The organism is Alteromonas sp. ALT199 (assembly GCF_018619335.1).
In the GTDB taxonomy this organism is placed as follows: Bacteria; Pseudomonadota; Gammaproteobacteria; order Enterobacterales; family Alteromonadaceae; genus Alteromonas.
Genome location: NZ_JAHHDX010000057.1, coordinates 1,577 through 2,639, shown reverse-complemented (window position 1 = coordinate 2,639; position 1,063 = coordinate 1,577). Strand labels below are relative to the sequence as shown.

General features: G+C 44.1%; 2 protein-coding genes. One reads left to right on the top strand and one right to left on the bottom strand.

Translation table 11 applies throughout. The features are described from left to right. Positions 1-36: 36 nt before the first annotated feature. Entirely contained in the window at positions 37-369 is a 333-nt protein-coding gene (metJ, locus tag KL866_RS06070) for a met regulon transcriptional regulator MetJ (protein WP_014950979.1), read from the bottom strand. A gap of 160 nt (positions 370-529) precedes the next feature. Between metJ and KL866_RS06065 the strand changes: the two genes are divergently transcribed. Continuing rightward, on the top strand, positions 530-1,063 hold a 534-nt coding region (locus KL866_RS06065; protein WP_214994014.1), incomplete at its 3' end, for a methylenetetrahydrofolate reductase.

The following is a 1,063-nucleotide window of genomic DNA, read 5'->3' as shown; positions in this document are numbered from 1 at the left end:
TTACAACACAGCGCCGTTTTATTTGAATGCTAAATTTTAGTCGTCTTCAGACACATCGTTTTCAAAGCTTGGGTCAATACCCATTTCTTCCATAATACGCCTTGCTTCAGCCGGAACGCGATTAGGATTGTCTTTACGCAGGTCATCATCGTTAGGCAAAGGTTGACCGGTAAATGCGTGTAAAAACGCTTCACACAACAGTTCCGAATTAGTGGCGTGACGCAAATTATTAATTTGGCGGCGAGTACGCTCATCGGTGAGTGCTTTGAGCACGTTAATAGGTATAGAGACAGTGACTTTCTTTACCTGTTCGCTTTTTTTGCCATGCTCTGCGTAGGGGTGAATATATTTACCGTTCCATTCTGCCATTGTACTAACTCGGTCTGCTCTTTTTTATATTATGAAGAGAAATTCTAAACAAGTTCACGAAAAGGTCAATTGAGCAGTGTAAACCTCTTGACGTCTAGACATATATTCTTTAATTTAGACGTCTAAACGTCTATAAATATACACTTTTGAGAGCAAAACCATGGTTTCTTACGCACAAGGTATCGATGCATTGAACCAGTCCCTGTCGGAACTGCGTGATATTGATGTATCTTTTGAATTCTTCCCGCCAAAAACGGAAGCCATGGAGCAGACCCTGTGGAAGTCAGTTGAGCGCCTAGCGCCGTTAAAGCCAAGTTATATGTCGGTAACATATGGGGCTAATAGCGGTGAGCGTGACAGAACGCACGACGTGGTGAAGCGCATTCAGCAGCAAACAGGCGTTGCAGCCGTTCCTCACTTAACCTGTGTTGACGCTAGCCGTGATGAATTAAAACAAATTGCAAAAGACTATTGGGACTCTGGCATTCGTCGCATTGTTGCTCTTCGTGGCGATTTACCACCAGGGGTAGAAAAAACAGAAATGTATGCCTCTGACTTAGTCGCCCTATTAAAAGACGTCGCCGATTTCGATATTTCTGTTGCCGCATACCCTGAGAAGCACCCCGAAGCACCAAATGCACAATTTGATTTACTAAACCTTAAACGCAAAGCTGAGGCTGGCGCTACCGAAGCC

Bases quoted from the DNA above. Each gene is read 5' to 3' on its own strand.
- metJ (WP_014950979.1), bottom strand. From the start codon at position 369: ATGGCAGAATGGAACGGTAAATATATTCACCCCTACGCAGAGCATGGC.